We start from the raw sequence: 25,573 nt of genomic DNA, 5'->3' as shown, positions 1-25,573 counted from the left end.
CACGGTGGAGGGATCGCCCGCATTCGTCCCCTTGCCGATTTGTTGAACCATCGTCATCTCCATTGAATCGGTCTAACCTAGAGTCACTCTACACTCCGTACCTAGGTACAGAATCAAGGAGCGTGTGATAGCGATGGGAATGAGTATCGGCAAATTGGCGGAAGCTGCCGGAGTGAACATCGAGACTATTCGCTATTACCAGCGACGCGGCTTGCTGGATGAGCCGCCAAAGCCGCTCGCTGGTTATCGGTACTATCTACCGGAGCAGGTCAAACGGCTGCGCTTTATCAAGCGGGCACAGGCGCTGGGATTCACACTGGATGAGGTGGGTGCACTGCTGACACTGGATGCGGCCTGCGCTTGTAGCGAGACTCGGGCATTGGCCGTGCGAAAGCTGGCCATGATCGAGAAAAAGATGGCCAACCTTGCAGCAATGCAGCAGGTGCTGGGCGAACTGGTGCGCCAATGCGATGCCGGCGGCGGAGCCGCTTGCCCTATCATCGATGCGCTGAACAGGGAATGATGTTTGGTTGCGGGGCCGCTGCATGGGCGTCAGGCCGGCAATCCGTGCCGTTGTTATCACGGTTCAGCGGTGGTCAGTCCCGCACAGTCATCGGCGTAAACCACCGTACACCGGGCTATTTGGCGAATTTTTTCGCCCCGGCGACGCAGAGGATCACGGCAACGGTGACGCCCAGCATGCCGAGGCTGACATGCTCATGCAGCAGGGTGGCGGCCAGGGAAAGCCCAAAAAACGGCTGAAGCAGCTGCAATTGCCCAACGGCGGCGATGCCCCCTTGGGCCAGTCCGCGATACCAGAACACGAAACCGATCAGCATGCTGAACAGCGAGACGTAAGCCAGGCTGAACCAGGCCGGCGCGCTGATGCCGGTGAACGAAGCCGGCATGCGCATCCAGCTCAGCGCCGCCACGACCGGCAGCGACAGCACCAGCGCCCAGGAAATCACCTGCCAGCCACCCAGCGTGCGCGACAGCTTCGCGCCTTCGGCATAACCCAGGCCGCAGGCGAGGATGGCCAGCAGCATCAGAATGTCGCCTTGCGGGGAGGCGGTCAGTCCTTGGGACAGGGCAAACCCGACCACCAGCAAACTGCCCAGCACCGAGAAAATCCAGAACGCCGCCCGTGGCCGCTCGCCGCCGCGCAGGACGCCGAACACCGCCGTCGCCAGGGGCAGCAGGCCGACGAAGACGATGGAGTGCGCGGACGTCACGTATTGCAGTGCCAGCGCTGTCAGCAGTGGGAAGCCGATGACCACGCCCATGGCAACGATGAGCAGCGGTATGAGTTGCTGGCGCGCCGGCCGTTTTTCCTTGAATAACCCCAGCAGGCACAGCGCCAGGACCGCCGCGATGGTCGCGCGCGCGACCGTCAGGAACAGCGGATCGAACTCCAGCACCGCCACCCGTGTCGCCGGCAGCGAACCGCTGAAAATCACCACGCCGATCAGGCCGTTGATCCAGCCGCCGGTGCTGTTTTCCAGCGTCTGGTGTTGCAGGTTCGAGGTCCGTTCCATTTGGCTCACGCTCATTGTCTGATTGCACGAAACTCATCCTATGAGCGACTATCGATACAATCAAAAAATTGTCATGGATACATCTCGACATGCCTCGATCCCGCTACAAAACCCTGGTGGATGCCTTTGCCGCCGACATCCGTTCCGGGCGTCTGCCGCCCGGCACGCGCCTGCCGACTCACCGGCAACTGGCCACCGAGCACGGTTTGGCGCTGGTCACCGCCAGCCGGGTGTATGCCGAGCTGGAAGGCATGGGGCTGGTCAGCGGCGAAACCGGTCGCGGGACCTTTGTCAGGGAAACCTCGCTGCCGCCGGGGCAAGGCATCTCGCAGCACGTGGTGGCGGCGGGGATGATCGACTTGAATTTCAACTATCCGTCATTGCCCGGTCAGGCCGACCTGTTGCGCACTGCCTTGCGTCAGTTGGCGTTGTCCGGTGACCTGGAATCCCTCCTGCGTTATCAGCCCCACGCGGGGCGCCTGCATGAGCGGGCTTCGGTCGCGCGTCATCTGCTTGAGCGCGGGCTGTGCGTGCCGGCTGAGCAGGTGTTGATCGTCAGCGGCGCCCAGCATGGCCTGGCGGTGGCGATGATGACGCTGCTCAAACCCGGCGATGTGATCGCCGCCGATGCGCTGACCTATCCCGGTTTCAAGACGCTGGCCGAAACCCTGCATCTGGAAATCTTGCCGATTCCGGTCACCGATACCGGGCCTGATCTGCCCGCCCTGGAAAAACTCTGCCGCAGCCGATCGGTGCGAGCCGTCTACTCGATGCCGACCTTGCATAACCCGCTGGGCTGGGTGATGGACCTCGATCAGCGCGAGCAGTTGGTGGCGATCGCGCGCCGGCATGACCTGACGATCATCGAGGACGCCGCCTACGCGTTCCTGGCCGAAAACGTACCGCCACCGCTGGCCGAGCTGGCGCCTGAGCGGACGGTGTACGTGTCGGGACTGTCGAAAAATGTCGCCACCGGGCTGCGCGTCGGGTTCATTGCCGCACCCGCGCAATGGATCGTCGCCTTCGAGCGCACCGTCATGGCGACCACCTGGAACACTCCCGGTGTGATGACCGCCATCGCCACGGCCTGGCTCGACGATGGCACCGTCAGCCAGCTTGAGGCGCAAAAACGAGCGGATGCCCAGGCCAGGCAAGCCCTGGCCCGCGAGGTGTTGGCGGGGCTCAGGACCATCGGTCACCCGAATTCCTACTTCATCTGGCTGCCGTTGGCGGATGACGCCCGGGCCGACCAGATCGCCATGGCGCTGATGCGCGAGCAGGTGTCGGTGTCGCCGGCCGAGCCCTTTGCGATATCAACCCATGTGCCCCACGCGATACGCCTGGCATTGGGCTCCGTGGACATGGACTCGCTGCGTATTGCATTGAGCAAAGTGAAAAGCGTCGTGGGTTATTACTCATAGCGATATAGGGTCATAGCGATACAGGGCAGTTTTCTTCAATACGCGAGCCGCTCGGCTCTTTACCTTGAGGACCTTGTTCAACTCGATGGAAGAAGGTGTGCAATGAGTCTGATGATGTCCATGGCGGCGTTTGCGCTGGTCGCCTCGATCACGCCGGGGCCGGTCAATATTGTGGCGTTGAGCTCCGGCGCGCGCTTTGGCTTTCGGGCCAGCCAGCGCCATGTGGCCGGGGCCACGCTGGGGTTTGTCTTGCTGTTGGTGCTGATGGGGTTGGGCCTGCATGAGTTGTTGCAACGCTGGCCGGCGCTGACACAGGGGGTGCAATGGGCGGGCGTGGCCTTTCTGCTGTACATGGCCTTCAGGCTGGCGGCTGACAACGGGCAGGTGCATGCCAGGGAAGCGGCGCAGGCCCCGTCGATGCTGTATGGCGCCATCATGCAATGGCTCAACCCGAAGGCCTGGCTGGCCTGTGTGGCCGGCATGGGCGCGTTTGTCGCCGATGGCGAGGCGCGGCTGGTGTGGCAGTTCGCGGCGATTTATCTGGTGATCTGCTATGTGTCGGTCGGTTGCTGGGCGTACGCCGGGACGTTTTTGCGCGGTTTTCTGAACAATGCGGCGGGGATGCGTCTGTTCAATCGGCTGATGGCGTTGTTGCTGGTGGTGAGTGCGGTGTATCTGTTGTTGCCGTAACGGCGGTCACTACAAATTCTGTGGCGAAGTTACAGCTTTTGTGGCGAGGGAGCTTGCTCCCGCTGGGCTGCGAAGCGGCCCCCGCTTTCCTTCAGATAAATCTTGCATGCAGGTTTTGCGACGGCTTCGCCGCCCAGCGGGAGCAAGCTCCCTCGCCACAGTCTCAACCAAGCCACAGACTCAACCAAGCCACAGATTCAGTCAGGCCACAGACTCAGCCAGTGCCTCACCCCCGATACTGCCCCGGTGTCGCCGCCAGATGCTGTTTAAACGCCCGTTGAAAGTGCGCCTGATCGGCGAACCCCGCTTCCAGTGCCACGTTTGCAATCAGCTTGCCGTTGCGCAATTGGTCCTGGGCGAACTGGATGCGCCGGTTTACCAGGAACGCGTGGGGCGTCATGCCGTAATGCTGTTTGAAGGCGCGGATCAGGTAGGACGGTGACAGTTGCGCCGCCTCGCAGATGTCTTCGAGCTTGAGGGTTTGCGTGCAGTGCTCGCGGATGTAATCGGCAGCACGCTCCAGCTTGAAATTGGGTTCACGCAGCGGTGGGTCGATCGGGTTCAATCGCTGCTGCACATCAGTGAAAAACTCCACGGCCGCGCCGTGCTTGCATAAGACATCGTGCTGCGGATCGACCAACACTTCATACAGGCCCGCGAGGCCGGCAAACAGGTCGGTGTCCCGCGTATGGGTGACCGAGAAACGGCGAAACGCAGCGTCATCGCTGAACCCGAGCTGATGCTGCAAATCGGCCAGCCAAGGTGTGTCGACGTACAGCATCAGGTACGACCAGGGTTGGTCTTCGATCGGGTTGCAGGCGTGGACGTCGCCGGGGTTCATCAGCACGACCGTGCCGACGCTGATCTCGAAGGCTGACTGCTCATGGAGATAGGTGCTGCGCCCGGCGGTGATCGCCCCGATGGAAAAGTGCTCGTGGGCGTGCCGGGTGTAGCAGACTTCGCGCCCGTCGGCGATGGAGCGGGCTTCGATGAAGGGCAGGGCGTCATCGCGCCAGAAGCGCGGGGCCTGGTCGGCGTTCTTGGCAACGGCGTGCTTCATGCTCACTCCTCGGCAGGTCAGCGCCCGAGTGTATTAGCTCTCGCCGTCAAAGGCGCGCTGCAATGCCGCAATATCGAGTTTTTTCATCTGCATCATCGCCTGCATGGCCCGTTGGGATTTTTTCGTGTCGGGGTCTTTGATCATGTCCATCATCGCCATGGGCACGATCTGCCATGACAGCCCGAACTTGTCCTTGAGCCAACCGCATTGCTGGGCCTCGGGCGCGCCACCGGCCGACAGGTTGCCCCAGTAATGGTCGACTTCTTCCTGGGTCAGGCAATTGACCTGAAACGACACCGCCTCACTGAACTTGAATAACGGCCCGCCGTTGAGACCGGTGAAACTCTGCCCGTCGAGTTCGAAGCTGACGGTCATGACCGAACCTTCCGGCCGGCCATGGAGCTCGAAACCGGCATGGCCATAGTAGGTGACGGCAGTGATTTTCGAATGGTCGAAGATCGAACAATAGAATTTCGCTGCCTCTTCGGCCTGATCGTCGAACCACAGGCAGGGTGTGAGTTTTTGTACGTGTTGCATGGTGCAAACTCCTCTGCAGATTGCGCATGTCCCGGACTTTCAGCGTAGTCAGCCTCTGGTCGTTCGGCCGTACCGTAGATCGAGAAAATTGCCGCAGGGTCGCGAAGGTGTAGTCGAAATGACTTTGTGTTGAGTCAAACAGACTATTTGCGTGTCGAGTCTTTATGACTCGTATGAGCGCGAACGCCTGGATCTGAAGGGGTAAAGAGCTGGCACGGGACTTGAACAGATAAACGCACAACTGAACGCCTTCAGGAGTACGCAAAATGTTCAATTTCTTCAGCAACCCTCAGAACGTTCTTCATCTGTCGAGCCAAGTCCCGGCCCGAGTGGTGGCTTGATGCGCCGGTTTGCCGTTGCACCGGTTTTCAGTCTGGGCTTTCGACCGTTCTTTCTGGTCGGGGCCGGTTTCGCCGCCATCGCCGTAGCGATCTGGGCCTTGTGGTTGTACGGCCGCTTGCCCGGTGCGCAACCGCTGGGCGGTATGCTCGCTTGGCATCGACATGAAATGCCTTTCGGATTTGCCTCGGCCATCATTGCCGGGTTCCTCCTGACCGCGGTGCCCAACTGGACCGGCCGGCCGGGGCTCAAGGGCTGGCCGCTGATCGGCCTGGTGCTGGTGTGGCTGCTGGCGCGGCTGGCCTGGTGGTTGCCCGTGCCGGCGCCCTTGCTGCTGGCCTTGCAAGTTCCGTTTCTGCCGTTGTTGGCGTGGGTGTTGGGGCGCGATCTGCTGGCCGCGGGCAAGCGCGAGAATTATCCGATTCTGTTGATGGTGACGCTGCTGGCCGGGTGCCAGACGCTCACGTTGTTGGGGATCGCCGTCGATGACGCCAATCTGCAACGCCATGGCGTGCTGGCTGCCTTGTGGCTGGTGGGCGCGCTGATGAGCGTGATCGGCGGGCGGGTGATCCCGTTCTTCATTCAGCGCGGCCTGAACCGGCCCGCAACGCCTGCGGCCCATTCGTTGCCGGGCAAGGTGTTGTTGGTCAGCGCCATGTTGGCGGCGGTGTCCTTTGCCCTCGGATTGAACGACGTCGCCCGTGTGTGGCTGGCGCTGTTGTTTGCGTTGATCAGCGGTTTGCATCTGCTGCGATTGTGGCGCTGGCATGATCGTGGCCTGTGGCGCGTGCCGCTGCTGTGGTCGCTGTACCTGGCTTACGCCTGGCTCGCGGTGGCGACGCTGGCGATGGCGCTGTGGCACCTGGGCTGGATGCCGCAGCAAAGCCTGGCCACCCATTCGCTGGCCGTCGGCGGTATCGGCGGGTTGATTCTGGCGATGATCGCGCGGGTTAGCCTGGGGCATACCGGGCGAATGTTGCAGCCGTCCAGGGCGATCGTTGCGGGGTTTGTCCTGTTGTTGCTGGCGAGTGCGTGTCGGGTATGGCTGGTGCCTTTTTCCGGTTTCGGATTGGCGCTGTCGGCACTGTTGTGGTGTAGCGCCTTTGCAGTTTTTGTCTGGCGCTACACCGGCATTTTAATGGGGCCAAGGCTCTAGCGAATGTTTCCTGGCCGCCCATCGAGGCGGCCTTTTGATGACCGGTGGTCGATGCGCCACGGTCTGCCGGCAAATCTGCGCTTAGCTGAAGGGATAACCCGAGGCGTGCGCAGGTTGTACAAGGCCGCGGCGACGCCCCTTCAGATCACACTGAGTCTGAGGAATTGCGCCATGCTGACCCTGAACATCAATGGCCAGGATCAGGAGCTGGATGTCCCCGCCGACATGCCGCTGCTCTGGGTCTTGCGTGATGTCGCCCACCTCACCGGCACCAAATTCGGTTGTGGCATAGCCCAATGCGGGGCCTGCACCGTGCACGTCGATGGCGCTCCGCTACGCTCCTGCATCACACCGGCCACCGCCGTGGCTCATGGACAGAAGATTCTAACCATCGAAGGCCTGTCCGCGGACGGTTCGCACCCGGTGCAACAGGCCTGGGCGGAGCTTGACGTGGTCCAGTGCGGTTACTGCCAGTCCGGGCAGATCATGTCGGCGGCGGCGTTGCTGGCGAAAATTGCGCAACCGACCGACAGCGACATCGATCAGGCGTTGTCCGGCAACATCTGCCGCTGCGGTACTTACCCGCGGATTCGCGCGGCGGTCAAGCGCGCCGCCGAGCTGGGTTGAGGTGGCCATGAACAGCATCAACGCGTTATCGCGCCGTGGTTTTCTCAAGGGCGGTGCGTTGCTGGGTAGTGGACTGGTGGTCGCCTTTGTCATTCCTGGCGCTCATCGGTTCGCCATGGGCGCAGAGAACCAGGGCAATGTGTTTGCGCCCAACGCCTTCCTGCGCATTGGCAATGACAACAGCGTCACCGTGTTGCTCGGCCATTCGGAAATGGGCCAGGGCATCTGGACCGGCCTGACCATGCTGGTCGCCGAAGAACTCGACGCCGACTGGTCGAAAATCCGCGTCGAGCATTCCCCGGCATCGGCCGCCGAATACGGCATGCCCGGGTTTGGCGGGATGCAGATCACCGGTGGTTCGACCTCGACCTGGATGGAGTTCGACCGCTATCGCCAGGCCGGCGCGGCGGCACGTTTGATGCTGATCGACGCGGCGGCCAAGCGTTTCAACGTCGCTCCATCCGAGATTCATACCGAATCGGGCGTAGTCATTGCCGGTGAGCATCGTGCAACTTATGGCGAGTTGGCCGATGACGCCGGGCAATTGCCACGGCCGGACCCGGCCTCGATCAAACTCAAGGACGCCAAAGACTGGCGGCTGATCGGTAAACCCACCCAGCGTCTGGACACGCCGGAGAAAATCACTGGCCGGGCGAAATTCGGCATGGACGTGCAGTTCGACGGGCTGATGACTGCGATGGTCGCCCGTTCACCCACCTTCGGCGGCAGCGTCAAATCCTTTGAAGGCGCCGACGCGCTGGCGATTCCGGGGGTGCACAAAGTGGTGCAAGTGCCGACGGGCATCGCGGTGATCGCCGATCATTTCTGGGCGGCGAAGCTGGGGCGCGATGCGCTGAAAATCGAGTGGAACCCGGGGCCGAATGCCGGGCTCAATAGCCAGGCGCTGCTGGAAAGCTTTCGCAAACTTGCTGCCACCCCCGGCCTGAACGCCGGTCAGGCCGGCGATACCCAGGCTGCGCTGGCGAAAGCGGCCAAGACGATTGATGCTGAATACAGCGTGCCTTATCTGGCCCACGCGCCGATGGAGCCACTGAACTGCACGGTGAGCGTCACCAAGGACAAGTGCGAAATCTGGACCGGCACCCAGTTCCAGACCCTGGACCAAATGGTCGCCGGGAAAATCACCGGGCTCAAACCCGAGCAGGTCGAAATCCATACCGAGTTTCTCGGTGGCGGCTTCGGGCGTCGGGCCAATCCGACCTCGGACTTCGTCAGCGAAGCGGTGTACGTCGCCAAGGCCGCCGGTGCACCGGTGAAAACCGTTTGGGCGCGGGAAGATGACATCCGCGGTGGCTATTACCGCTCGGCGTTCCTGCACCATGCGCGCATCGGGCTGGATGCCGACGGCCTGCCGCTGGCCTGGAAACATGTGCTGGTCGGGCAGTCGATCATGGCCGGGACTTCCCTTGAAGCGAGCATGGTCAAGGACGGGATCGACAAGACCTCCGTCGAAGGCGTGGCCGATAGCCCTTACTTTGAAGGCCTGACCAATCACCAGATCGAACTGCACTCACCGAAAACCGGGATCAGCGTGTTGTGGCTGCGTTCGGTGGGGCACACCCATACCGCGTTTGTCATGGAATCGCTGATCGATGAGCTGGCCACGGCGGCCGGCAAGGATCCGGTGGAATATCGACGCACCTTGCTCAGGGACCATCCGCGTCACCTCGGTGTGCTGAACCTCGCGGTGGAGAAGGCCAACTGGACGGCGCCGCTGCCGGACGGCCATGCGCTGGGCGTGGCGGTGCATGAATCGTTCGGCAGTTACGTGGCCCAGGTGGCCGAGGTGTCCCAGGACAACCTCGCCATTCGCGTGCACCGGGTGGTGTGTGCGGTGGACTGCGGCATTGCGGTCAACCCGCAGAGCATCGCTGCGCAGATGGAGTCGTGTATCACCTTTGGCCTGAGCTTCGCCTTGCACAGCAAACTGACGCTCAAGGACGGGCAGGTGGTGCAGTCCAACTATCACGACTATCAGGTGCTGCGGCTCAACGAAATGCCGGTGGTTGAAGTGCATATCGTGCCCAGCAGCGACAAACCCGGCGGTATCGGCGAAGCCGGTGTGCCTCCCACGGCACCGGCGGTGGCCAACGCGGTGTTTGCCCTGACCGGGCAGCGCCTGCGGGAACTGCCGTTGCAGCTGTCGGGGGTGTGAGATGAAACGACATCATTGGTTGCTTGGGACGGTGATCCTGATCTGTCTCATCGCCTACGCATCGCACGTGTTCGCCGAAGACCGCGAGGCCTTGCAGGCGTTCGACACCGTGCAGAAAGTCTTCCAGAGCCCGCGTTGCCAGAACTGCCACATTCCCGGTGATTCGCCGCTGCAATTCGATGCCGGCGTGCCCCACGCGATGAATGTCGTGCGCGGCATGGACGGCAAGGGCTCGGCCGGGTTGCCCTGTGCAACGTGCCATGCCCAAAGCAATCCGCCAGCCAGTTACGGTCCGCACGCGCCGCAAGGGGCGCCACACTGGAGCCTGCCGCCGGCAGCACAGCGGATGGCCTGGATTGGCCTGCCGGCCGACCGGCTGTGCGCGATGATCAAGGATCGCTCCAGCAATGGCGATCGGGATTTCGCCGCGCTGATCAAACACGTCAGCGACGACAAACTGGTGCTGTGGGGCTGGAATCCGGGCGGCAATCGCGCGCCGGTGCCGGTACCACACGATATCTTCGTCACCCGGTTCAAGCGCTGGGCCGATGCAGGAGGGCCGTGCCCTGTGGCGGGTAGCTGACCAGTGGCACACTAACAGGGAGTCAATGCGGGTATGGGCGACTCTAATGTGCATACCCGCCAAGGAGTGAACGATGTTGATTTCAGGTAAAGCGGGCAAATCGGGTCGATCCGCAAACCCGTTGCTCACGCCACAGCAGGAACGTGAACGGCTGCGGGATCTGGCGCGTCAGGCCGAGCAAGAGCTGGCGGGGGTGCAGATGGCGAGCATGGACGAGCTGACGCTGCTCTCCAATCGCCATGGCTTCACCGCACTGGCCCAACTTGGGCTGGACGCCTGCCGGGAGCTGGAGACGCCGGCGACGCTGCTGTACTTCACCCTCGATGAATTCAAACACATCTGCTATCTGTATGGCCGGACCAAAGGAGACGATGCGCTCAAGACATTCGCCGATGTCCTGCGTATTGGTTTTCGTGAAAGCGATGTGGTCGGCCGACTCGAAGGCGACCGGTTCGTGGCGTTGCTGACCGGTTCCAGCGTCGTGGAGATTGAGGCGATCAAGGCCCGGCTCAATGAGATTCTCGATGAGCGCAATGCCGCGGCCCATCGCAGTTATGACATTCGGTTCAGTGTTACCCAGGTTGAATATGATCCCGTTGTTCATGACTCGGTCGAGGAGCTGCTGGGTGAGGCCGAGCGGGTGATGAGCCGTTAGGCAGTTGTGTTGGCGGGCCTCATCGCGAGCAGGCTCGCTCCTACAGGGTTTTATAGTGAACCGGCAATTTGCGAACAACGCCGGCCATTGTAGGGGCGGGCTTGCCCGCGAAGGCGGCCTGACAGGCACCGCATATCCTCACTTGGCAAACAACTGCCCAATGTCCTTGAACGCCTTGAACTCCAGTGCATTCCCGCATGGATCAAACAGAAACATCGTCGCCTGTTCGCCCACCAACCCCTGAAAACGGATTCCCGGTTCGATCACGAAGCGTGTCTGCAATGACTTCAGCCGCTCGGCCAGCGCCTCCCATTCCGCCATCCCGAGCACCACGCCAAAATGCGGCACTGGCACATCGTGACCATCCACGGCATTGGTGTGCGCGGCTACTTGCGCAGGGGTTTTCGGTGCCAGGTGAATCACCAGTTGATGGCCGAAGAAATTGAAATCCACCCAATGGTCGCTGGAGCGACCTTCTTCCAGACCAAACACTGAACCATAGAAATGTCGGGCGGCCGGCAAGTCGTGGACCGGGATGGCCAAGTGAAAAGGGGACAGTTGCATCAGGCGAACCTCGTTGGTGGGTGTGGACGTGTCGAGTTTAGCTCTGTGCTTTTTGATTGAAAGACGATAATTTTTGCGTCGAGCTCAAATAATTTCGATCAATCGAGGCCGCCATGCTGCGAGAACTGAAAACCTTTATCGCGGTGGCGCGTTACGGCACGTTTGCCGCTGCGGGCATGCACATCGGCTTGACGCAATCGGCGGTCAGCGCGCAGATTCGCAACCTGGAACAGGCCCTTGGCATCCGTCTGTTCGACCGCACCGGGCGTCAGGCGCTGCTCAACGCGGCGGGGCAGCGTGCGTTGCCGATGGCCAGGGAAATGCTCGAGACCTTCAGTCGTATGGCCGTCAGTGACGATGTCAGTGAGTACCGTGGCGAACTGAAAATCGGCGCGGTGGCGACCGCCCAGACCGGGCTGCTGCCCCAGGCGCTGGTGCGCTTGCGCCAACAGGCGCCCTTGCTGGAGCCCAAGCTGGTGCCCGGGGTGTCACTGAACCTGCTGAGTCAGGTGGACACCGGAGAAGTGGACCTGGCGATCCTGATCAAACCGCCGTTCGAGTTGCCCAAGGAATTGTCCGCGCAGGTGATTCGCCGGGAGCCATTCGTGCTCATCGTACCGGCGGATCTGGACGGTGATGATCCGTTGCAACTGCTCGCCCGGCACCCGCATGTGCGCTACGACCGCAATTCGTTTGGCGGGCGGCTGGTGACGCGATTTCTGCGCGAACAGAAGATTGAGGTGCAGGTGGCGCTGGAGCTGGATGAACTGGAGGCCATCGTGAAAATGGTCGAATGTGGGTTGGGGGTTTCGCTATTGCCCGAAGCCGGGTTGTGGCTTGAGCACGGGGCCAGGGTGCGAGTCATCCCCTTGGGCGAGTTGACGTTCTATCGGGAGATTGTGTTGTTGCAGCGGTACAGCCAGCGAATGCAGCCGATTCAGCAGTTGTTTGCGCAATGTCTGACACAACACTAACCCTGTAGGAGCGAGCTTGCTCGCGAAGGTCGTCAACGATAACGCGCGCAGTCTGGATGAACGCGGCGTGCCCGGGTTTTTCGTCGGAACGCCGCCCGGAGCAAGCTCGCTCCTACAGGGGGGCTGCATCGCCCGGGGAAATCGCAGGCATAAAAAACCCGCCAAAAGAGGCGGGTTTTTTGGCTGACCGAAGATTACTCTTCGAGGCTGCCCATGGCCGTGGTGTTGAAGCCACCGTCCACGTACATGATTTCACCGCTGATGCCGGACGCCAGGTCCGAGCACAGGAAGGCGCCGGCGTTGCCGACTTCGTCGATGGTGACGTTGCGGCGCAGCGGGGTTTGCGCTTCGTTGGCGGCCAGCATCTTGCGGAAGTTCTTGATGCCGGAAGCGGCGAGGGTGCGGATCGGGCCAGCCGATACACAGTTGACGCGCGTGCCTTCCGGGCCCAGGGAGCCGGCCAGGTAACGTACGCCGGCTTCCAGGGAAGCCTTGGCCATGCCCATGACGTTGTAGTTCGGCATGGTGCGCTCGGCGCCCAGGTACGACAGGGTCAGCAGGCTGCCGTTGCGGCCTTTCATCATTTCGCGGCCAGCCTTGGCCAGGGCCACGAAGCTGTAGGCGCTGATGTCGTGAGCGATGCGGAAACCTTCACGGGTGGTGGCTTCGGTGAAGTCGCCGTCCAGTTGGTCGCCCGGTGCGAAGCCTACGGAGTGCACGATGCAGTCCAGGCCGTCCCACTTCTTGCTCAGTGCTTCGAAGACCTTGGCGATTTCTTCATCGCTGGCCACGTCGCACGGGAAGCACAGCTCAGGGCTCGACCCCCAGCCTTGTGCGAACTCTTCGACACGACCCTTGAGTTTGTCGTTCTGATAAGTGAAGGCAAGCTCAGCGCCCTCGCGATGCATGGCGGCAGCGATGCCGGATGCGATGGACAGCTTGCTGGCGACACCGACGATCAGTACGCGCTTACCGGCGAGAAAACCCATGTGTTGCTCCTCTTTTCAGGTTATTGCGCAGTGGCCGGAGCCAGAAAAGCGGCTTCCAGCAACTGCTGTGTATACGGATGTCGGGGGGCGGCAAAAATGCTTTGCGCGTCTCCCTGTTCGACCACTTGGCCATGCTTGACCACCATCAACTGGTGGCTCAGCGCTTTCACCACAGCCAGGTCATGGCTGATAAACAGATACGTCAGGTTGTACTTGGTTTGCAGCGAACGCAAAAGCTCCACTACCTGGCGTTGTACCGTGCGGTCGAGGGCCGAAGTCGGCTCGTCCAGCAAAATCAACGCCGGTTTTAACACCAATGCCCGGGCAATGGCGATTCTCTGCCGTTGCCCGCCGGAAAATTCGTGGGGGTAGCGGTGCCGGGTTTCCGGATCCAGGCCTACCTCCTTGAGTGCTGCAATGATCGCTTGTTCCTGTTCCGCCCCGGTGCCCATCTTGTGGATTCGCAGGCCTTCGCCAACGATGTCATTCACGCACATCCGTGGGCTCAGGCTGCCGAACGGATCCTGAAACACCACTTGCATCTCCCGCCGTAGCGGCCGGACCTGTTGCTGCGTCAGGCAGTCCAGCTGCTGGCCTTCAAAACGAATCGCGCCTTTACTGGCGATCAAGCGCAAAATCGCCAGGCCCAGGGTCGATTTGCCGGAACCGCTTTCGCCCACGATCCCCAGGGTCTGGCCCTGGAGCAGATTGAAATTGATGCCGTCGACCGCCTTGACGTAATCCACCGTGCGTTTGAGCAGGCCTTTCTTGATCGGAAACCAGACTTTCAGGTCCTCGACCGCCAGCAAGGGCGGGCCGATCACGTTGCTTGCAGGCTTGCCGCCGGGCTCCGCTGCCAGCAGCTCCCGAGTGTACGGATGCTGCGGCGCGCGGAACAGCTCTTCGCACGATGCCTGTTCGACGATGCAACCTTGCTGCATGACACATACGCGATGCGCAATTCTTCGCACAAGGTTCAAATCGTGGCTGATCAGCAGCAGCGCCATGCCTAATCGGGCCTGCAGTTCCTTGAGCAATTCGAGGATTTTCAGCTGAACGGTCACGTCCAGCGCGGTGGTCGGCTCATCGGCGATCAGCAGTTCAGGCTCGTTGGCCAGGGCCATGGCGATCATCACCCGCTGACGCTGGCCGCCGGACAGCTCGTGGGGCAGGGCCTTGAGGCGCATGTGCGGCTCGGGAATGCCGACCATCTCCAGCAGCTCCAGGGTGCGCTTGGTCGCGACCTTGCCGGTCAGGCCCTTGTGGATGCCCAGCACCTCGTTGATCTGCTTTTCGATCGAGTGCAGGGGATTGAGCGAGGTCATCGGCTCCTGGAAGATCATCGCAATGCGGTTGCCGCGAATGTGGCGGATGGTTTTTTCTTTCAGGTCCAGCAGGTTCTGTCCGGAATATTCGATGGTGCCGGACGGGTGCCGGGCGAGCGGGTAGGGCAGCAGGCGCAGGATCGAATGTGCGGTGACCGATTTACCGGAGCCGCTCTCGCCGACCAACGCCAGGGTTTCACCGCGCTTGATGTCGAAGCTGACGCCTTCGACCGCCCGCTGGCAGCGATTGCCGACGACAAAATCGACGGCCAGGTTGCGCACTTCGATCAGATTGTGCTGATTCATTTCACTTCCTCGGGTCGAAGGCATCGCGAGCTGACTCGCCGATGAACACCAGCAAACTCAACATCAAGGCCAGCACCGCAAAGGCGCTGATGCCCAGCCAGGGCGCCTGCAGGTTGGACTTGCCCTGGGCCACCAGTTCACCCAGGGACGGGCTGCCCGCCGGCAGGCCGAAACCGAGGAAGTCCAGGGCGGTCAATGTGCCGATGGCGCCAGTGAGGATGAACGGCATGAAGGTCATGGTCGAGACCATCGCGTTGGGCAAAATGTGGCGGAACATGATCGCACCGTTCTGCATGCCCAGGGCGCGGGCGGCGCGTACGTATTCCAGGTTACGCCCGCGCAGGAATTCGGCGCGTACCACGTCCACCAGGCTCATCCACGAGAACAGCAGCATGATCCCCAGCAACCACCAGAAATTGGGTTGCACGAAACTGGCGAGGATGATCAGCAGGTACAACACCGGCAGCCCGGACCAGATCTCCAGGAAGCGTTGCCCGGCCAGATCCACCCAGCCACCGTAGAAACCCTGCAAGGCCCCGGCGAACACGCCGATGATCGAACTGAGCACGGTCAGGGTCAGGGCGAACAGCACCGAAATGCGGAAGCCGTAGATCACCCGGGCCAGCACATCGCGGCCCTGATCGTCGGTGCCCAGCAGGTTGTCCGTCGAGGGCGGTGCCGGGGCCGGGACTTTCAGGTCGTAGTTGATGCTCTGGTAGCTGTAGGGAATAGGCGCCCACAGCACCCAGGCGTCCTTGGCCTTGAGCAGTTCGCGGATGTACGGACTCTTGTAGTTGGCTTCCAGTGGAAATTCGCCGCCGAAGGTGGTTTCCGGGTAACGCTTGAGCGCCGGGAAGTACCAGTTGTTGTCGTAATGCACCGCCAGCGGCTTGTCGTTGGCGATCAGCTCCGCACCCAGGCTTGCGCCAAACAGGATCAGGAACAGCCACAGCGACCACCAGCCACGCTTGTTGGCCTTGAACAGTTCGAAGCGTCGGCGATTGAGAGGGGACAGGTTCATCTCAATGCTCCCGGCTTTCGAAATCGATGCGCGGATCGACAAAGGTGTAGGTGAGGTCGCCGATCAGTTTCACCACCAGCCCCAGCAAAGTGAAGATGAACAGCGTGCCGAACACCACCGGGTAATCACGGTTGATCGCCGCTTCGAAACTCATCAGGCCGAGGCCGTCGAGGGAGAAGATCACCTCCACCAGCAACGAGCCGGTGAAGAAGATGCCGATCAGGGCCGAGGGGAAGCCGGCGATCACCAACAGCATGGCGTTGCGGAACACGTGGCCGTAAAGCACGCGGTGGTTGGTCAGGCCCTTGGCCCTGGCGGTGATCACGTACTGCTTGTTGATTTCGTCGAGGAAGCTGTTCTTGGTCAGCAGGGTCATGGTTGCGAAGTTGCCGATCACCAGCGCGGTCACCGGCAGCGCCAGGTGCCAGAAGTAGTCGAGGATCTTGCCGCCCATGCTCAGTTCATCGAAGTTGTTCGAGGTCAGCCCGCGCAACGGGAACCAGTCCAGGTAACTGCCGCCGGCGAACACCACGATCAGCAGGATGGCGAACAGGAACGCCGGGATCGCGTAGCCGACGATGATCGCCGAACTGGTCCAGACGTCGAAGTGGCTGCCGTGCCGCTTGGCCTTGGCGATCCCCAGCGGGATCGACACCAGGTACATGATCAGCGTGCTCCACAGCCCGAGGGAGATCGAGACCGGCATCTTTTCCTTGATCAGGTCAATGACCTTGGCGTCGCGGAAGAAGCTGTCGCCGAAATCCAGGGACGCATAGTTCTTGACCATGATCCACAAGCGTTCCGGCGCCGATTTGTCGAAGCCGTACATGTGCTCGATTTCCTTGATCAGCGCCGGGTCCAGGCCCTGGGCACCGCGATAGGCCGAGCCTGCCACCGAGACTTCGGCACCGCCGCCGGCGATACGGCTGGTGGCGCCTTCGAAGCCTTCGAGCTTGGCGATCATCTGTTCCACCGGCCCGCCCGGAGCGGCCTGGATGATCACGAAGTTGATCAGCAAGATGCCGAACAGGGTCGGAATGATCAGCAGCAGTCGCCGAAAAATATACGCCAGCATCTGATTACTCCGTGCCTGCAGGATCGGCCTGCAGTGTGGTTTCGACTTCTATCGCCGGCTTGATGTCGGGCTTGACCCACCAGGTGGCCGTGCCGATGTCGTATTTAGGCGAGACCTTTGGATGGCCGATGTGGTTCCAGTACGCCACGCGCCAGGTCTTGATGTGCCAGTTGGGTATTACGTAATAGCCCCATTGCAGAACGCGGTCCAGCGCGCGGGCGTGGGCCACCAGGCTGCTGCGCGAATCGGCGTTGATCAATTGCTCGACCAGTTGATCGACCACCGGATCTTTCAGGCCCATGGAATTGCGGCTGCCGGGTTTGTCGGCAGCGGCCGACATCCAGAATTCCCGTTGTTCGTTCCCCGGCGAGTTGGATTGCGGGAAGCTGCCGACGATCATGTCGAAGTCCCGGGAACGCACGCGGTTGATGTATTGCGAGACATCGACCCGGCGGATCACCAGATCGATGCCCAGGTCACTCAGGTTGCGCTTGAACGGCAGCAGCACCCGTTCGAACTCGGTCTGGGCCAACAGGAATTCGATGACCACCGGTTTGCCGGTGGCATCGACCATTTTGTCATCGACGATGCGCCAGCCGGCCTCTTGCAGCAGTTGATAGGCTTGCCGTTGCTGGGCGCGGATCATGCCGCTACCGTCGGTGGTCGGGTTCTGGAACGCTTCGCTGAACACTTGCGGCGCCAGCTTGCTGCGCAAAGGCTCGAGGATCGCCACCTGTTCGGCATCAGGCAGGCCGGTGGCGGCCATTTCCGAGTTCTCGAAGTAACTGCGGGTACGCACATAGGCACCGTTGAACAGTTGCTTGTTGGTCCATTCGAAGTCCAGCAACAGCGACAAGGCCTGGCGCACGCGCACGTCCTGGAACACCGGGCGGCGCAGGTTGAAGACGAAACCTTGCATGCCGGTCGGATTGCCGTTGGGAATCTGTTCCTTGACCAGTCGACCTTCGGTGATCGCCGGAGTGTTGTAGGCGTTGGCCCAGTTTTTCGCGCTCATTTCCAGCCAATAGTCGAACTGCCCGGCCTTGAGCGCTTCCAGGGCCACGGTGTTGTCGCGGTAATAGTCGGTGGTCATAACGTCGAAGTTGTAGAAACCGCGATTGACCGGCAGGTCCTTGCCCCAGTAATCCTTGACGCGCTCGTAACGCACCAAGCGTCCGGCCTTCACTTCGGCGACCTTGTACGGGCCGCTGCCCAGCGGGATTTCCAGGTTGCCCTTGTTGAAGTCGCGGTCGGCCCACCAATGCTTGGGTAGCACCGGCAACTGGCCAAGGATCAGCGGCAGCTCGCGGTTGTTGGTGTGCTTGAACTTGAACAACACGGTGAGCGGGTCTTCGGCGACCACTTCGGCCACGTCGTTGTAGTAGCCGCGGTACATCGGCGCGCCGTCCTTGGTCAGCATCTGGAAGCTGAATACCACGTCCTCGGCGCGTACCGGATGGCCGTCATGGAAGCGTGCTTCGGGGCGCAGGTAAAAGCGCACCCAAGCGTTGTCCGGGGCTTTCTCGATCAGGCGGGCGATCAAACCGTACTCGGTGAACGGCTCGTCCAGCCCTTGCTTGGCCAGGGTGTCGTAGATCATGCCGATATCTTCCGCCGGCACGCCTTTGCTGATGAACGGGTTGAGACTGTCGAAACCGCCGAAACCGGCCTGACGGAAAATCCCGCCCTTGGGCGCGTCGGGATTGACGTAATCGAAGTGTTTGAAGTCGGCCGGGTATTTCGGCGGCTCGTTGTACAGGGTCAAGGCGTGTTGCGGGGCGGCGCAGGCCAGCCCGGCGAACAACAGGCCGCTGGCCTGCAAGAGCAGGGTGCGGATGGGGTTCATTGATCTTTCTCCGAAGATTTCAGCCACCACGCGTTCAGGCCCAGGGTATAGGGCGGCGTGGTGACGAAGGCGAGCCGGTTGCGGTACGCCAGGCGGTGATAGTTGAGGTACCAGTTGGGAACGATGTAGTGCTGCCACAACAGCACGCGGTCGAGGGCCTTGCCGGCGGCGACCTGTTCATCGCGGGTCCGGGCGGCCAGCAACTGCTCGAGCAGATGGTCGACCACCGGGTCGGCAATGCCGGCGTAGTTTTTGCTGCCCTTGACCCCGGCCTGGCTGGAGTGAAAATACTGCCACTGTTCCAGGCCCGGGCTGAGTGTCTGGTTGAGGGTCATCAGAATCATGTCGAAATCGAATTGATCGAGGCGCTGCTTGTATTGCGCGCGATCGACGGTGCGCAGCTGAGCGTCGATGCCGATGCTGGCGAGGTTCTCGACGTAAGGCTGGAGGATGCGTTCCAGATTCGGGTTGACCAGCAGCAACTCCAGCCGCAAGGGTTGCCCGGTGGCGTTTTGCATACGCTGGCCATTGAGCTTCCAGCCGGCTTCGGCGAGCAGGTCAAGGGCTTTGCGCAAGGTCTCTCGGGGGATGCCGTGCCCGTCGGTCTGCGGCAGACTGAACGGCTCGGTAAAGAGCCTGGCCGGCAGCTGTTCACGATAAGGCTTGAGCAACAGCCATTCGTGCCCGACCGGCAAACCGCTGGCCGAGAATTCGCTGTTGGGGTAGTAGCTCATGGCACGATGGTAGGCGCCGCTGAACAGCGTGCGGTTGGTCCATTCAAAGTTGAACATCAGCCCCAGCGCTTCACGGACCCTGGCGTCCGAGAATGCCGGGCGACGGCTGTTCATGAACAGGCCCTGGGTCTGGGTCGGGATCTGGTGGGGGATCTGCGCCTTGATCACGTCACCGCGGCGTATGGCCGGGAAGTTGTAGCCGGTGTCCCAGTTCTTCGCCTGATGCTCGATGTAGATGTCGAATTCACCGGCCTTGAATGCCTCGAACGCCACGTCGCTGTCGCGGTAGAACTCGACTTCCATGCGGTCGAAGTTGTACTTGCCGCGATTGACCGGCAGGTCCTTGCCCCAGTAATCCTTGACCCGTTCGAAGACGATCTGCCGTCCTGGCGTGACCGAGGTGATGCGATATGGCCCGCTGCCCAACGGCGGCTCGAAGGTGGTGGCTTTGAAGTCGCGACCTTTCCAGTAGTGCTGCGCCAGCACCGGCATTTCACCCAGGCGCAGGATCAGCAGCGGATTGCCGGCGCGCTTGAATACGAAACGGATTCGCTGCGAGTTGAGAATGTCGACACGCAGCACTTCCTGAAGGCTGGTGCGGTACAGCGGATGGCCTTTCTGGAGCAGCACACGATATGAGAACGCGACGTCGTAGGCAGTGATCGGCGTACCGTCATGGAAGCGTGCTTCGGGGCGCAGGTTGAACACCACCCAGCTGCGGTCCTCGCTGTACTCCACGGACTGGGCAATCAGGCCATAGCTGGACGCGGGCTCATCACCTGACGGCGCGTACTGCCCGGTGCCGACCATCAGCGGTTCGTTGAGCTCGTTGATGCCGTATTGCAGGAAATTCGCTGTGGTGACCGGGCTGGTGCCCTTGAAGGTGTAGGGGTTGAGCGTATCGAAGGTGCCAAATGCCATGACCCGCAACGTACCGCCCTTGGGCGCTTGCGGGTTGACCCAGTCGAAGTGGGTAAATCGGGCCGGGTACTTGAGCGTGCCGAATTGCGCATAACCATGGCTTTCGCTGATCGTCGCGCTTGCGGTGGAACTCAACGCCAGGCTGATCAGGAGCAGGGGCAGGGGACGCTTCAAATAGGAGATCCGATCCAGGCGGCTTGGGCTTTGTGGACCGTACAGTAACAGCTTGTATGGACAGGAAAAAGACGGGAGATTTGGGCGGTCGCAATCCTGTAGGAGCGAGCTTGCTCGCGAAGAACCTGAGGGCGCGGCATTTATCCAGAATGCCCGCGTTATCGTTGGCGACTTTCGCGAGCAATCGAGCGTCGACCGGCTGCTCCTACAGTTTTAGTGCGGATTGGCCACCGTCAACATCTGGCCAGGCTTCAGCGCCTGGCCGACACGCGGGTTCCAGCGCTTGAGGTGCTGCATCTCCACGTTGAAACGCTTGGCCACGATGTACAGCGAGTCGCCTTGCTGGACCTTGTACGTGGTCTGCTGTTTTTTGGTATTGGCTGCAATCACGGTGTTGACGCGCCCGGAGCTGCGTTTGCTGTTGTCCTGCATGACCAGGGTCTGGCCGGGCTTGAGGTTCTTGCCAGTCAGTTTGTTCCAGCGTTGCAGGTCCTTCACGTCAACGTCGTTGGCCTTGGCAATGGCGCCGAGGTTGTCACCCCGCTTGACCCGGTAGGAGCGCCTGACGCTGGCGACCTGAGTGTCGTCGGCACCTTCGAAGACCGGCTTGAGCGATTTTTTGCTGATCAACTCTTCAGGACGCATGGTCTGCAGGCTGCTGGTCAGCAGTTGCGCCTTGGACGTCGGCACCAGCAGGTGCTGCGGGCCGTCGATGGTGGTGCGCTGCTTGAAGGCCGGGTTGAGCTGGAACAGTTCGTCTTCATCGATGTTGGCGACTTCAGCAACTTTGGACAGGTCCATGCGCTGGTTGATTTCGACGACCTGGAAGTAGGGTTCGTTGGCGATCGGGTTGAGGTTCACGCCGTAGGCTTCCGGCGCCATCACCACTTGCGAGAGTGCCAGCAGCTTTGGCACATAGGCCTGGGTTTCGGCGGGCAGCGGCAGGTTCCAGTAGTCGGTCGGCAGGCCGAGACGCTCGTTGCGCTCGATGGCCCGGCTGACGGTGCCTTCGCCGGCGTTGTAGGCCGCCAGGGCCAGCAACCAGTCGCCATTGAACATGTCGTGCAGGCGGCTCAGGTAATCCATCGCGGCGGTGGTCGAGGCGGTGATGTCGCGACGGCCATCATAGAAACGGGTTTGACGCAGGTTGAAGTAACGCCCGGTGGAGGGGATGAATTGCCAAAGACCCACCGCGTCGGCCCGGGAATAGGCCATTGGGTTGTAGGCACTTTCAATCACTGGCAGCAGTGCCAGTTCCAGTGGCATGTTGCGCTCTTCAAGGCGTTCGACGATGTAATGAATGTATAAGCTGCCACGTTCGCCGGCGTTTTCGAGGAAAGATGGATTGCTGGCGAACCACAGGCGCTGTTGCTCGATGCGCGGGTTGACGCCCAGCCCGTCCTGCAACTGGAAGCCCTGGCGCATACGCTCCCAGACGTCCTGCGGAATTTGCGGGCTGGGTTTTTCGCTGAGCCAGATCGGCTTCTGCTTGGCGCGCGCGGCGATGTTCTGCGCGTGCGCCGCATCGGTCTGCGGCGCATGGCTGGAACAGCCCGCCAGGGTGGCGGACACAGCCACCGCAATGGCTTGAGCCAAGCGGGTCAATGCGTCTGAACTGATGGCTTTGCGAATAGGTGACGACATTGGCTGGAAGTAAGTTCCGGGCAAAAATGTCGGGCGATTCTAGAAAGGGCACCCTGCGCGGTCAACCTTTCAGAATTGTTGCAACCTTGCGAGATCCCTTTAGAACGTGTCTTTCCACGCTCGAATAGCAGCAAAAACCATATCGGGCGCCGAGTTATCGGTGCCGGTCCGTTCGTCCGCTTTTTCTTTAACGGATGTTTCACCGGAGCGCAAAAACGGGTTTGTGAGCTTTTCCAGTGCCAGTGTCGACGGCAGCGTCATGATCCCGGATTCCCGTTGGCGGGTAACTTTGGCCAGGCGCTCGGCGGTGTGCGGATTGTTCGGTTCGACGGCCGCCGCAAACTTCAGATTGCCGAGGGTGTATTCGTGGGTGCAGTAGACCAGTGTGTCTTCCGGCAACGCGGCGAGGCGTGTCAGCGAGCTGTACATTTGCTGTGGCGTGCCTTCGAACAACCGCCCGCAGCCGGCGGCAAACAAGGTGTCGCCGCAGAACAGCAAGCCGTGATGGTAATAGGCGATATGCCCCAGGGTGTGGCCAGGGACCGTGAAGATATCGAAGTCCAGGCCGAGCACACTGACCTTGTCGTTGTCCTTGAGCGCAACGTCCCGCGCCGGGATCGTTTCGCTGGCCGGACCATAGACTTTCGCGTCCGTCGCTTTTTTCAGCAACTCGACGCCGCCGACGTGGTCATGATGGTGATGAGTGATCAAAATATCACTCAGTACCCAGCCCGGATTGGCACCGAGCCAGGCCTGCACGGGGGCGGCATCACCCGGATCGACGACCGCGCAGCGTTTGCTGCCGTGGTCTTGTAACAACCAGATGTAGTTGTCGGTGAAGGCGGGCAGGGCAGTGATCTGTATCATCGTCGGATTCGCCAAGCGGAAAACATTGGCGCATCTTAGAACTTCCTGGCGCGTTGGAGAATGCAATGACTGATAAAGCGTTCGCACAAGCCGATCCTGACTGGCTGGCGTTGATCAGCGCCGCCCGCGAGTGGCTGGCCGGTCCCATCGGGCAATTTCTGCTGGACGAAGAGCGGCGCATGCTCGAAGACGAACTCGGGCGGTTCTTTGGTGGTTATCTGGTGCATTACGGCCCCTCGGCCCAGACCCCGCCGTCAGCCCCGCAGGTGCAGCGTAATGTGCGCCTTGGCGCGCCGTTGCCGGGGGTCGAGATCGTCTGTGAGGAACAGGCCTGGCCGTTGAGTGAACATGCTGCCGACGTGGTGGTGCTGCAGCATGGTCTGGATTTCTGTCTGTCGCCCCACGGTCTGCTTCGCGAGGCGGCAAGCAGCGTGCGGCCCGGGGGGCATTTGCTGATCGTCGGCATCAATCCCTGGAGCACTTGGGGGCTGCGGCATGTGTTTGCCCAGGATGCGCTGCGCAAGGCGCGCTGCATTTCGCCGTCGCGGGTCGCGGACTGGCTGAACCTGCTGGGCTTCGCGCTGGAGAAACGCCGCTTCGGGTGCTATCGTCCGCCGCTTGCGTCACCGGCATGGCAGACCCGCCTGGCCGGTTGGGAGCGCAAGGCAGGTGACTGGCAACTGTCGGGCGGCGGCTTCTATCTGTTGGTGGCGCGCAAGATCGTGGTGGGCCTGCGACCAGTTCGTCAGGAGCGGCGCGAGCCGATGGGCAAGCTGATTCCTTTGCCGATGGCCAAGGTCAACCGGCGCAACATCGAACCGTAATACATACTTTTTATTTGCGGCCGGGCCTGTCCCGGCTTCGGCCGTTGTCGATCAGCGATCGGCGGGCCAGCGCATTTTCTGGATAGATTGGCATGAGCGATAGCGTAGAACTGTTCACCGACGGCGCCTGCAAGGGCAATCCTGGCCCTGGCGGCTGGGGCGCGCTGCTGGTGTGCAAGGGCGTCGAAAAGGAACTCTGGGGCGGCGAAGCCAATACCACCAACAACCGCATGGAGCTGATGGGCGCGATCCGCGGCCTGGAAGAGCTCAAGCGTCCCTGCGATGTGCTGCTGGTGACCGACTCCCAGTACGTGATGAAAGGCATCAACGAGTGGATGGACAACTGGAAGAAGCGCGGCTGGAAAACCGCGGCGAAGGAGCCGGTGAAGAATGCTGACCTGTGGAAGTTGCTCGACGAGCAGGTCAACCGCCACAAGGTCACCTGGAAATGGGTGCGCGGACACATTGGCCATCACGGCAACGAGCGAGCCGACCAGTTGGCCAACCGTGGCGTCGATGAAGTGCGCGGGTACAAGCAGGGCTGATTCGGTTCAACCGATACACCGGGTTGCGGCCAATCGCGAGCAGGCTCGCTCCCACAGTTGAGCTCCATATGCCGAAGATTCCTTGTGGGAGCGAGCCTGCTCGCGAAGGGCGCAACACGGTCCGCCTGAAAGACCCCTGCGAGCGTGTTAACATCGCCGCTTTTGCACGATTGACCGATTGAGAGCTGAGCGCTGATGGCCACCAGATCCGTAGTACTCGACACCGAAACCACCGGCATGCCGGTGACCGACGGCCACCGGATTATCGAAATCGGTTGTGTCGAGTTGATCGGCCGACGCCTGACGGGCCGGCACTTTCATGTGTACCTGCAACCCGATCGCGAGAGTGACGAGGGCGCCATCGGCGTCCACGGCATCACCAACGAATTCCTCGTGGGCAAGCCGCGTTTTGCCGAAGTGGCCGAAGAGTTCTTCGAGTTCATCAAGGGCGCGCAGCTGATCATCCATAACGCGGCGTTCGACGTTGGCTTCATCAACAACGAATTCGCCCTGATGGGGCAGCAGGACCGCGCGGACATCACGCAGCACTGCTCGATCCTCGATACCCTGATGATGGCCCGGGAACGTCACCCGGGGCAGCGCAACAGCCTCGATGCCTTGTGCAAGCGCTATGGCGTCGACAACTCCGGCCGTGAACTGCACGGCGCCTTGCTCGACTCCGAGATTCTCGCCGACGTCTACCTGACCATGACCGGGGGGCAGACCAGTCTGTCCCTGGCCGGTAACGCCTCCGATGGCAATGGCTCCGGTGAAGGGGCGGACAATTCGGCCACCGAGATTCGCCGTTTGCCAGCAGATCGCCAGCCGACGCGCATCATCCGCGCCAGCGAAGACGACCTGGCCCGCCACGCGGCGCGCCTGGAAATCATCGGCAAATCCGCGGGTGCTCCGGCGTTGTGGGTGCAGTTGGCTGAGGCTGAAGCGCAGGCGTAGATGTTTCTTAAGGATCGCAGCCTCGTTTCAT

Annotated in this window: 24 protein-coding genes; 12 read left to right on the top strand and 12 right to left on the bottom strand. The window is 61.4% G+C overall.

The features are described from left to right. The first annotated feature begins 133 nt into the window (after window positions 1–133). Window positions 134–523, top strand: coding sequence for an Hg(II)-responsive transcriptional regulator (gene merR / locus C8K63_RS06290; RefSeq protein ID WP_371920728.1), 390 nt, complete (start codon window positions 134–136; stop codon window positions 521–523). Window positions 524–638: 115 nt separating this feature from the next. Here merR and C8K63_RS06285 read toward each other — a convergent pair whose 3' ends face one another. Next, the gene (locus tag C8K63_RS06285; RefSeq protein WP_108215906.1) at window positions 639–1,535 is read right to left on the bottom strand and encodes a DMT family transporter; all 897 of its coding nucleotides are present in this window, start codon (window positions 1,533–1,535) and stop codon (window positions 639–641) included. An 89-nt stretch (window positions 1,536–1,624) separates the two neighbouring features. Between C8K63_RS06285 and C8K63_RS06280 the strand changes: the two genes are divergently transcribed. Together C8K63_RS06280 and C8K63_RS06275 are read left to right on the top strand one after the other, a co-directional pair. Beyond that, window positions 1,625–2,956, top strand: a complete 1,332-nt coding sequence (locus tag C8K63_RS06280) for a PLP-dependent aminotransferase family protein (protein WP_108215905.1) — start codon at window positions 1,625–1,627, stop codon at window positions 2,954–2,956. A gap of 102 nt (window positions 2,957–3,058) precedes the next feature. Further along, window positions 3,059–3,646: a LysE family translocator gene (locus C8K63_RS06275; protein ID WP_108215904.1), complete on the top strand. Its 588-nt coding sequence runs from the start codon at window positions 3,059–3,061 to the stop codon at window positions 3,644–3,646. A 226-nt stretch (window positions 3,647–3,872) separates the two neighbouring features. On the opposite strand, the gene C8K63_RS06270 is transcribed toward C8K63_RS06275, so the two are convergent. Beyond that, complete coding sequence (locus C8K63_RS06270; protein WP_108215903.1) at window positions 3,873–4,706, bottom strand: AraC family transcriptional regulator; 834 nt, start codon at window positions 4,704–4,706, stop codon at window positions 3,873–3,875. Window positions 4,707–4,739: 33 nt separating this feature from the next. Continuing rightward, entirely contained in the window at window positions 4,740–5,243 is a 504-nt protein-coding gene (locus C8K63_RS06265; protein WP_108215902.1) for a VOC family protein, read from the bottom strand. A 340-nt stretch (window positions 5,244–5,583) separates the two neighbouring features. Here C8K63_RS06265 and C8K63_RS06260 point away from each other — a divergent pair, with 340 nt between their 5' ends. The 5 genes from C8K63_RS06260 to C8K63_RS06240 all read left to right on the top strand — a co-directional run bounded on the left by C8K63_RS06260 (window position 5,584) and on the right by C8K63_RS06240 (window position 10,779). Continuing rightward, window positions 5,584–6,738 carry an NnrS family protein gene (locus tag C8K63_RS06260; protein ID WP_108215901.1) on the top strand — a complete coding sequence of 385 codons (1,155 nt, stop codon included), beginning with the start codon at window positions 5,584–5,586 and terminating at the stop codon, window positions 6,736–6,738. A gap of 171 nt (window positions 6,739–6,909) precedes the next feature. Continuing rightward, complete coding sequence (locus C8K63_RS06255; protein ID WP_108215900.1) at window positions 6,910–7,365, top strand: (2Fe-2S)-binding protein; 456 nt, start codon at window positions 6,910–6,912, stop codon at window positions 7,363–7,365. A 7-nt stretch (window positions 7,366–7,372) separates the two neighbouring features. Beyond that, window positions 7,373–9,541 carry a xanthine dehydrogenase family protein molybdopterin-binding subunit gene (locus tag C8K63_RS06250; RefSeq protein ID WP_108215899.1) on the top strand — a complete coding sequence of 723 codons (2,169 nt, stop codon included), beginning with the start codon at window positions 7,373–7,375 and terminating at the stop codon, window positions 9,539–9,541. Window position 9,542: 1 nt separating this feature from the next. Then, window positions 9,543–10,124, top strand: a complete 582-nt coding sequence (locus C8K63_RS06245) for a hypothetical protein (protein WP_108215898.1) — start codon at window positions 9,543–9,545, stop codon at window positions 10,122–10,124. 73 nt (window positions 10,125–10,197) lie between these two features. After that, window positions 10,198–10,779 carry a GGDEF domain-containing protein gene (locus C8K63_RS06240; protein WP_108215897.1) on the top strand — a complete coding sequence of 194 codons (582 nt, stop codon included), beginning with the start codon at window positions 10,198–10,200 and terminating at the stop codon, window positions 10,777–10,779. Between the two features lie 138 nt (window positions 10,780–10,917). On the opposite strand, the gene C8K63_RS06235 is transcribed toward C8K63_RS06240, so the two are convergent. Further along, complete coding sequence (locus C8K63_RS06235) at window positions 10,918–11,343, bottom strand: VOC family protein (RefSeq protein ID WP_108215896.1); 426 nt, start codon at window positions 11,341–11,343, stop codon at window positions 10,918–10,920. 113 nt (window positions 11,344–11,456) lie between these two features. On the opposite strand from C8K63_RS06235, the gene C8K63_RS06230 reads away from it, so the two are divergent. Beyond that, a complete protein-coding gene (locus C8K63_RS06230; protein WP_108215895.1) occupies window positions 11,457–12,317 on the top strand; it encodes a LysR family transcriptional regulator in 861 nt (286 codons plus the stop codon). 194 nt (window positions 12,318–12,511) lie between these two features. Here C8K63_RS06230 and fabI read toward each other — a convergent pair whose 3' ends face one another. From fabI to gloB, 8 genes are all read right to left on the bottom strand, one after another. After that, window positions 12,512–13,306: an enoyl-ACP reductase FabI gene (gene fabI, locus C8K63_RS06225; RefSeq protein WP_108215894.1), complete on the bottom strand. Its 795-nt coding sequence runs from the start codon at window positions 13,304–13,306 to the stop codon at window positions 12,512–12,514. A 20-nt stretch (window positions 13,307–13,326) separates the two neighbouring features. Further along, complete coding sequence (locus C8K63_RS06220) at window positions 13,327–14,937, bottom strand: ABC transporter ATP-binding protein (RefSeq protein WP_108215893.1); 1,611 nt, start codon at window positions 14,935–14,937, stop codon at window positions 13,327–13,329. A gap of 1 nt (window position 14,938) precedes the next feature. Further along, complete coding sequence (locus C8K63_RS06215) at window positions 14,939–15,958, bottom strand: ABC transporter permease (RefSeq protein ID WP_108215892.1); 1,020 nt, start codon at window positions 15,956–15,958, stop codon at window positions 14,939–14,941. A gap of 1 nt (window position 15,959) precedes the next feature. Further along, window positions 15,960–17,033 carry a microcin C ABC transporter permease YejB gene (locus C8K63_RS06210; RefSeq protein WP_008051869.1) on the bottom strand — a complete coding sequence of 358 codons (1,074 nt, stop codon included), beginning with the start codon at window positions 17,031–17,033 and terminating at the stop codon, window positions 15,960–15,962. Window positions 17,034–17,037: 4 nt separating this feature from the next. Then, entirely contained in the window at window positions 17,038–18,879 is a 1,842-nt protein-coding gene (locus C8K63_RS06205; protein ID WP_108215891.1) for an extracellular solute-binding protein, read from the bottom strand. Continuing rightward, window positions 18,876–20,696, bottom strand: coding sequence for an extracellular solute-binding protein (locus C8K63_RS06200; RefSeq protein ID WP_371920732.1), 1,821 nt, complete (start codon window positions 20,694–20,696; stop codon window positions 18,876–18,878). The genes C8K63_RS06205 and C8K63_RS06200 overlap by 4 nt, the downstream gene beginning before the upstream one ends. A gap of 225 nt (window positions 20,697–20,921) precedes the next feature. Beyond that, complete coding sequence (locus C8K63_RS06195; RefSeq protein ID WP_108215889.1) at window positions 20,922–22,352, bottom strand: transglycosylase SLT domain-containing protein; 1,431 nt, start codon at window positions 22,350–22,352, stop codon at window positions 20,922–20,924. A 99-nt stretch (window positions 22,353–22,451) separates the two neighbouring features. Beyond that, complete coding sequence (gloB, locus tag C8K63_RS06190) at window positions 22,452–23,219, bottom strand: hydroxyacylglutathione hydrolase (RefSeq protein ID WP_108215888.1); 768 nt, start codon at window positions 23,217–23,219, stop codon at window positions 22,452–22,454. A 65-nt stretch (window positions 23,220–23,284) separates the two neighbouring features. Between gloB and C8K63_RS06185 the strand changes: the two genes are divergently transcribed. From C8K63_RS06185 to dnaQ, 3 genes are all read left to right on the top strand, one after another. Continuing rightward, window positions 23,285–24,043, top strand: coding sequence for a class I SAM-dependent methyltransferase (locus tag C8K63_RS06185; protein ID WP_108215887.1), 759 nt, complete (start codon window positions 23,285–23,287; stop codon window positions 24,041–24,043). 92 nt (window positions 24,044–24,135) lie between these two features. After that, a complete protein-coding gene (rnhA, locus tag C8K63_RS06180; RefSeq protein ID WP_108215886.1) occupies window positions 24,136–24,588 on the top strand; it encodes a ribonuclease HI in 453 nt (150 codons plus the stop codon). A gap of 195 nt (window positions 24,589–24,783) precedes the next feature. Continuing rightward, window positions 24,784–25,542, top strand: coding sequence for a DNA polymerase III subunit epsilon (gene dnaQ, locus C8K63_RS06170; protein ID WP_046037200.1), 759 nt, complete (start codon window positions 24,784–24,786; stop codon window positions 25,540–25,542). The last annotated feature ends 31 nt before the right edge of the window (window positions 25,543–25,573 follow it).

It is taken from the genome of Pseudomonas sp. GV085, from assembly GCF_003050925.1.
GTDB lineage: Bacteria > Pseudomonadota > Gammaproteobacteria > Pseudomonadales > Pseudomonadaceae > Aquipseudomonas.
Note: the sequence above shows the minus strand (reverse complement) of the source record. Positions and strands in the feature narration are given on the sequence as shown.

Coding starts and splice junctions, on each gene's coding strand:
- merR (WP_371920728.1), top strand. CDS start 134: ATGGGAATGAGTATCGGCAAATTGGCGGAAGCTGCCGGAGTGAACATC.
- C8K63_RS06285 (WP_108215906.1), bottom strand. CDS start 1,535: ATGGAACGGACCTCGAACCTGCAACACCAGACGCTGGAAAACAGCACC.
- C8K63_RS06280 (WP_108215905.1), top strand. CDS start 1,625: ATGCCTCGATCCCGCTACAAAACCCTGGTGGATGCCTTTGCCGCCGAC.
- C8K63_RS06275 (WP_108215904.1), top strand. CDS start 3,059: ATGAGTCTGATGATGTCCATGGCGGCGTTTGCGCTGGTCGCCTCGATC.
- C8K63_RS06270 (WP_108215903.1), bottom strand. CDS start 4,706: ATGAAGCACGCCGTTGCCAAGAACGCCGACCAGGCCCCGCGCTTCTGG.
- C8K63_RS06265 (WP_108215902.1), bottom strand. CDS start 5,243: ATGCAACACGTACAAAAACTCACACCCTGCCTGTGGTTCGACGATCAG.
- C8K63_RS06260 (WP_108215901.1), top strand. CDS start 5,584: ATGCGCCGGTTTGCCGTTGCACCGGTTTTCAGTCTGGGCTTTCGACCG.
- C8K63_RS06255 (WP_108215900.1), top strand. CDS start 6,910: ATGCTGACCCTGAACATCAATGGCCAGGATCAGGAGCTGGATGTCCCC.
- C8K63_RS06250 (WP_108215899.1), top strand. CDS start 7,373: ATGAACAGCATCAACGCGTTATCGCGCCGTGGTTTTCTCAAGGGCGGT.
- C8K63_RS06245 (WP_108215898.1), top strand. CDS start 9,543: ATGAAACGACATCATTGGTTGCTTGGGACGGTGATCCTGATCTGTCTC.
- C8K63_RS06240 (WP_108215897.1), top strand. CDS start 10,198: ATGTTGATTTCAGGTAAAGCGGGCAAATCGGGTCGATCCGCAAACCCG.
- C8K63_RS06235 (WP_108215896.1), bottom strand. CDS start 11,343: ATGCAACTGTCCCCTTTTCACTTGGCCATCCCGGTCCACGACTTGCCG.
- C8K63_RS06230 (WP_108215895.1), top strand. CDS start 11,457: ATGCTGCGAGAACTGAAAACCTTTATCGCGGTGGCGCGTTACGGCACG.
- fabI (WP_108215894.1), bottom strand. CDS start 13,306: ATGGGTTTTCTCGCCGGTAAGCGCGTACTGATCGTCGGTGTCGCCAGC.
- C8K63_RS06220 (WP_108215893.1), bottom strand. CDS start 14,937: ATGAATCAGCACAATCTGATCGAAGTGCGCAACCTGGCCGTCGATTTT.
- C8K63_RS06215 (WP_108215892.1), bottom strand. CDS start 15,958: ATGAACCTGTCCCCTCTCAATCGCCGACGCTTCGAACTGTTCAAGGCC.
- C8K63_RS06210 (WP_008051869.1), bottom strand. CDS start 17,033: ATGCTGGCGTATATTTTTCGGCGACTGCTGCTGATCATTCCGACCCTG.
- C8K63_RS06205 (WP_108215891.1), bottom strand. CDS start 18,879: ATGAACCCCATCCGCACCCTGCTCTTGCAGGCCAGCGGCCTGTTGTTC.
- C8K63_RS06195 (WP_108215889.1), bottom strand. CDS start 22,352: ATGTCGTCACCTATTCGCAAAGCCATCAGTTCAGACGCATTGACCCGC.
- gloB (WP_108215888.1), bottom strand. CDS start 23,219: ATGATACAGATCACTGCCCTGCCCGCCTTCACCGACAACTACATCTGG.
- C8K63_RS06185 (WP_108215887.1), top strand. CDS start 23,285: ATGACTGATAAAGCGTTCGCACAAGCCGATCCTGACTGGCTGGCGTTG.
- rnhA (WP_108215886.1), top strand. CDS start 24,136: ATGAGCGATAGCGTAGAACTGTTCACCGACGGCGCCTGCAAGGGCAAT.
- dnaQ (WP_046037200.1), top strand. CDS start 24,784: ATGGCCACCAGATCCGTAGTACTCGACACCGAAACCACCGGCATGCCG.